Genomic DNA, 5,124 nt, shown 5'->3' on the forward strand with positions numbered 1-5,124 from the left:
TGCGCCGACCCTGCATGACACGCCGCGCGCCGGTCACGACCTCAGGATCAGGAAGGCGCCGCTGACAACCGCGAAGATCAGGACCGCATAGCGCAGGCTGCCACCGCCTATATGCGCGTGCGTCCGGCGCGACAGGGCGCTGCCCGCCATGATCGCCGGCATCAGGATCAGCGCGGCACTGGCCTGCGACATCTGGAACATGCCCATGATGGCAAGGATCGCCAGCGAGATCACCTCGCCCACGAAGAAGCAGGTGGCGACGGTCGAACGCAGCACCGGCCCCGGCGCGTGCTGATACAGCAACGCAAGCGGCGGGCCGCCAATGCCGGTCGCCGTTTCGGTGACGCCGGTAAACAGCCCCACCCCCAGTGCCGCCGGCCGGTTCGGGTCGAATCGAGGCGCCAGCAAAGCCACGGCGGCGGCGATCACCGTGAACCAGCCGACCGCCAGGCCCAGGTGACGACCGCTCAGCGCGGCCAGCATCCACAGGCCCGCGAAGGTGCCGAAGAACCGCCCCAGCGTGATCCAGCCGGTGCCCAGCCGATCGATATCGCCGCGCTCGCGCCAGGCGATGTGGAAATTCAGCGGCAGCATCAGGATCAACAGCGTTACCGGCAGGTATTCAGGTGCCAGGATGCCGAAGACCGGGGCGACGATCAGCGCGAAACCGATTCCGATCGCGCCCTGGATGAAGGCGGCCACGAAAACCGCGGCAGAGAGGATCAGGAACAGGGTCACGCGGGGGCCTTTGCGCAGCGGTAATCGGCGGGAGGATGGATACGGGTGATCGGTGCGGCAGCGATGGCGCCGGCCGTGGTTTCGCGGATCTCGGTCAGCAAGGCACGGGCGTCCCAGTCAACCGGCCAGCCCTGCCACAGCCGCAGCCGGCCTTGGGTGAAAACCGCGTCGATCTGGTCCCGGTTGCCATAGCGGACCAGTTCCCATGTCAGATCGTGCGAGGGGGTGAATTCCGGACGGTCCAGATCGACCAGCAGGAAATCTGCGGCCAGGCCGGGCGCGATGCGGCCGGTGACGGCGCCAAGTCCGGCCGCATCTGCGGCCATGCCCGTCGCTGCCGCCAGCCACAGCCAGCCGCCACCGCAAGAACTGTCGCCCGAGGCAAGGCCATAGCCTGCACGTTGCAGCGATTCGCCTGCGTCCATCAGGCGGAACCCGTCCGCGCGGGTGCCGTCGGTGCCCAGTCCGAAACGGATGCCCAGCGCGGCCATCTGCAGCGCCGGGGCGATGGCATTGCCCTTCCAGATCGAGGCCACCGGGTTATACGCGACCGCCGTGCCGGTATCGCGCAGGATGTTCAGTTCGCCCGGCGTCACAAGCGTCGCATGCGCGATCAGGACATGCGGCCCCAGCGCGCCGATATGGGCCAGATGTTCCAGCGGGCGGCGGCCATTGGCGACCAGTGACCGTTCGACCGCCACCAGATGTTCGTTCACATGGGTCTGGAAGATCGCCCCGGCCTCTGCCGCCATGTGCGACATCCGCGCCAGCATGCCGTCGCTGCCGACTTCGGGGATGGATATGGCCAGCGAGGGATGCAGCAGCGGATCGCCTTCACCGGCATGCAGATGCGCTTCGGCGCGCGCGATGATCCGGTCCGGCGGCGGCACATCGGCCGCACCGCCCAGATCGTTGCAGATCAGCCCGATGACCGAGCGGATCCCCGTCTCTTGCACGGCCGTCTTCACCGCTTCCAGATGCCCGGCAGATCGCGTGCCCGCATCGACCGCGCAGGTGAAGCCGCCGCGCAGGCATTCCAGCGCGGCAAGCTTCGAGGACAGGTAGACCATGCGCTGATCCAGACTGCCCTCCAGCGGAACCCAAATCCGGCGAAAGATTTCTGACGGCTCGCCGAAGACCAGGGACTTGCCAAGCGACTGGGTCAGATGCGTATGAGTGTCGATGAAGCCGGGCATCATCAGATGATCCGGCAGATCGACGGGCGTCAGGCCGGGATGGCGGGCGGTCAGGTCCGCCGCCGGCGCGATCTCCGCAAATCGTCCGCCGCGGATCAGCGCCGCCATTCCGCTGGCAGGACCGTCCTCAAGCAGCATCCGGCCTGGAACAAGCAGTATCTCGGTCCGCTCGAACAGGGTTTCGGGAAGATCCCTCATCAATTGCTCTCCTGCAGGCTTGGCTCGGCAACAGGACGGACGTGGTGGAACATGGCATTCACGACGGCAGCGGTGATGGTGCCGGCAGCAAGTCCGTTGCCGATGATCATCTGCGACCATTGCGGAAACTGGCTGTAGATACCGGGCACGAGAATCGGCAGCATCCCCATCGCCAGCCCCGAGGCCAGCGTGACCATCGCGCCGTGTTCACGAAGATCGGTGCGGCGCAGAAGGTCGATGCCGATGACGCCGATGATCGCGAAGACGACGACGGCGGTTCCGCCGATCACCGGGCCGGGCAATGCCGAGGCCAGGCGCGACACGGGTGCAAGCAGCGCGATCAGGATCAGGATCACGCCCGCTGTCGCTGTGACATAGCGTGACTTGACGTTGGTTGCACGAACGATGCCGACATTCTCGCCCGAGGTAATGATCAGCGACGTGCCGAACAGTCCGCCGACCAGCGACATGACCGCATCGCCGCGGATGGTGCGCGGCACGATCGCGCGTGCATCTTCGCGCCGGCCCACGATCTCGGCCGTGGCGATGGTCTGGCCGGTGGCCTCGGCCATCGAGATGATCGAGAACACGATCAGTGGCAGCGCGGCGATGAGGTCGAATTTAGGCATTCCGAACGGGAACAGCTGTGGAACCGCGATCAGCGGCCCGTTGCCGACGCCCGACAGGTCGATCTGGCCGAAGATCGCTGCCAGCGCCGTTCCCGCGACAAGCCCCAGCATGACCGAGATGCGCCGCAGCGTGCCGGTGAAGCCCCAGGCGAACAGCACCGTCATCGCGATCGTCGCCAGCGCCAGTCCGACATTCAGCGGATCGGCGAAGTTCTCGCTTCCCGGTCTTCCGGTAATGGTGCCTCCGTAGATGCGCACCAGGTTGACCGAAACCAGCAGCAGCATCGTTCCCACGACAATGGGCGGGAAATACCGTAACAACCGCCGAAAGACCGGCAAGGCCGCGAAATAGAAGATCGCGGTCAGCAGCACCGCGCCCACGGCGGTTTGCACATCGGCCTGCACCGCGATGGCCAGGAAGATCGCGATTGGCGCGCCACCCGGCACCATGATGAAGGGCAGTCGCGCGCCAAATCCCTGCGGTCCGAAACTTTGCAATATCGAACCGAGTCCGCAGACCAGAAACGTCGCGCTGATGACGCTGACCGTCAGCGCAGTGTCGAAGCCCAAAGTCTGGGCGACCAGAAAGACGGCGGTGATCGGCGACGCGGCCATGACCAGCACATGCTGCAGGCCGAACAGGATCAGGCTGCGCGGCGGCAGCATCTGATCGGCGGGGTCTTGTTCCCCTGGCGGAGTTCCGGTGAATGACATTTCGAGCGTTCCCTGTTGCTGTTCAGACGCATTTTCTTCTTTAGCAAAACGTTTTGCGTATTACCGTGCTACCACGATTGACGATTCGCGCAAAACGTTTTGTCGCGTTGGCCCGGACAAAGGTTGCCTTTTCGCCGGGACAAGGCATCTACTGCACCTGGATCAGGCAAGGGGAAGGCGTGCGAAAACCGACGATCATCGATCTGGCCAAGGCCGCAGGAGTATCTCCGACGACCATCTCGCACGCCTTCAGCGGCCGGCGGAAGGTCGATCCGGAAACGCGCGAACGGATCGTCGCGCTGGCCGACAAGATGGGATATCGCCCCAATCAGGCTGCGCAACGTCTGCGCAGCGGGCGCACGGGAACGATCGGGCTGGCCTCGTCGATGCCGTTCGCGGTAGCGGCCGGACCCTCGCGACTGGGCTTTCTCATGGAAATCGCCGCGTCGGCGGCGATGACGGCGCTGACCCGCGACATGGCATTGTGCCTGGTCCCGACATCACCGGGCCGCAATCTCGACAATCTGGGTTTCGACGGCGTGATCGTCGTCGAACCGGCCCGCGACGAACCGTTGATCCGCTATTTCGAAGGGCGGCACACGCCCATCGTGTCGATCGGCAAGGTGCCCGCGCGCCCCGACATTCCGGCGATCGACCTGCATTCGGCGCAGACCGCGCGTCTTCTGCTGGGGCATCTTTTCGATGCCGGCAGCCGGCGCATCGGCCTGATCACCGGCCGGCAGAGACGCACATCCTACGAAGAGACCGAGACGGTCTATGCAGAGTTTTCTGCCGCCCATGCCATGCCGGCGATTGCCCTGAGCCTTGATGAGAATGGCGGCGAGGAACTGGCCGAACGCGAAGCCGCCAAGCTGTTGCAACGGCATCCCCGGCTTGACGGGCTGCTGGTGACGGTCGACGCGCTCGCCACCGGAACGATGACGGCATTGTCGCACCTGGGATTGCGCGTGCCCGACAATGTGCGGCTTGCCACACGATATGACGGCATGCGGGCCCAGCTTGCCCAGCCGCAACTGACCGCGGTCGATCTGCACCTTGATCTGGTGGCCCGGCTTGCCGTGGAGACGCTTCTTGCACGTATCGAAGGACAGGACGCCGCCTTCACCACGCCCTGCCCCGACCTGATCGCCCGGCCATCGAGCGTCGGTTGACCCGATGGCGACCATGACCGCCATCCGGCTTGCCAGACCTGCCGGAATTCCCGCCAGCCGGATCGCCCTGCGCGGCGATCACGGTCATACGCCGGACGGGTCGGGCAACGGCACCGATCCGGCCCCGACGCCATTCATGCTATGAACCGGACGCGGCCGCCTTCAGCGTTCCCGCACCCGCCGACACCGTGGCTCTGCCCTGAGCGGTCGGAAGATCCTCCCAGCAGACCGCGCGGGCGCATTCCCGCGGGGAATGCCCCGTCATCAGACTGATCGCGACCAGAAAGATCAGGCAGACGGCCATGCCCGGAAATACCGGGTCGATGCCCGTTCCCAGAAACGGCCAGATGATCGTGACGGCCATGGCGGAAAGCATCGCCACACTGCAGCCGGCCGCGGTCGCCCGGTGCCAGAACATGACGGCCAGAAACGGGATCACCAGGGTCGTGGTCGAGATCCGCAGGGCCCACTGATAGG

The 5,124-nt window shown here is 65.6% G+C and carries 5 protein-coding genes; 1 reads left to right on the forward strand and 4 read right to left on the reverse strand.

Features of this window, described 5'->3' with window-relative positions; genetic code table 11:
- Window positions 1-33 precede the first annotated feature (33 nt).
- From B4A72_RS09080 to B4A72_RS09090, 3 genes are read right to left on the reverse strand one after another with little or no spacing between them, the layout of a single operon-like run.
- Window positions 34-738 (reverse strand): sulfite exporter TauE/SafE family protein, encoded by a 705-nt coding sequence (locus tag B4A72_RS09080; RefSeq protein WP_292950674.1) that lies wholly within the window; start codon window positions 736-738, stop codon window positions 34-36.
- A complete protein-coding gene (locus tag B4A72_RS09085; protein WP_292950676.1) occupies window positions 735-2,132 on the reverse strand; it encodes an amidohydrolase family protein in 1,398 nt (465 codons plus the stop codon). Before B4A72_RS09085 ends, B4A72_RS09080 begins: the two co-directional genes overlap by 4 nt.
- Window positions 2,132-3,427 carry a uracil-xanthine permease family protein gene (locus B4A72_RS09090; protein ID WP_292950678.1) on the reverse strand — a complete coding sequence of 432 codons (1,296 nt, stop codon included), beginning with the start codon at window positions 3,425-3,427 and terminating at the stop codon, window positions 2,132-2,134. The genes B4A72_RS09085 and B4A72_RS09090 overlap by 1 nt, the downstream gene beginning before the upstream one ends.
- Window positions 3,428-3,654: 227 nt before the next feature.
- Here B4A72_RS09090 and B4A72_RS09095 point away from each other — a divergent pair, with 227 nt between their 5' ends.
- On the forward strand, window positions 3,655-4,647 hold the full coding sequence (locus tag B4A72_RS09095; RefSeq protein ID WP_292950680.1) for a substrate-binding domain-containing protein: 993 nt from the start codon (window positions 3,655-3,657) through the stop codon (window positions 4,645-4,647).
- A 139-nt stretch (window positions 4,648-4,786) separates the two neighbouring features.
- On the opposite strand, the gene B4A72_RS09100 is transcribed toward B4A72_RS09095, so the two are convergent.
- Window positions 4,787-5,124 (reverse strand): hypothetical protein (locus B4A72_RS09100; RefSeq protein WP_292950682.1); only part of this gene is annotated, 338 nt, incomplete at its 5' end.

Source organism: Paracoccus sp. UBA5162 (assembly GCF_002413585.1).
In the GTDB taxonomy this organism is placed as follows: Bacteria; Pseudomonadota; Alphaproteobacteria; order Rhodobacterales; family Rhodobacteraceae; genus Paracoccus.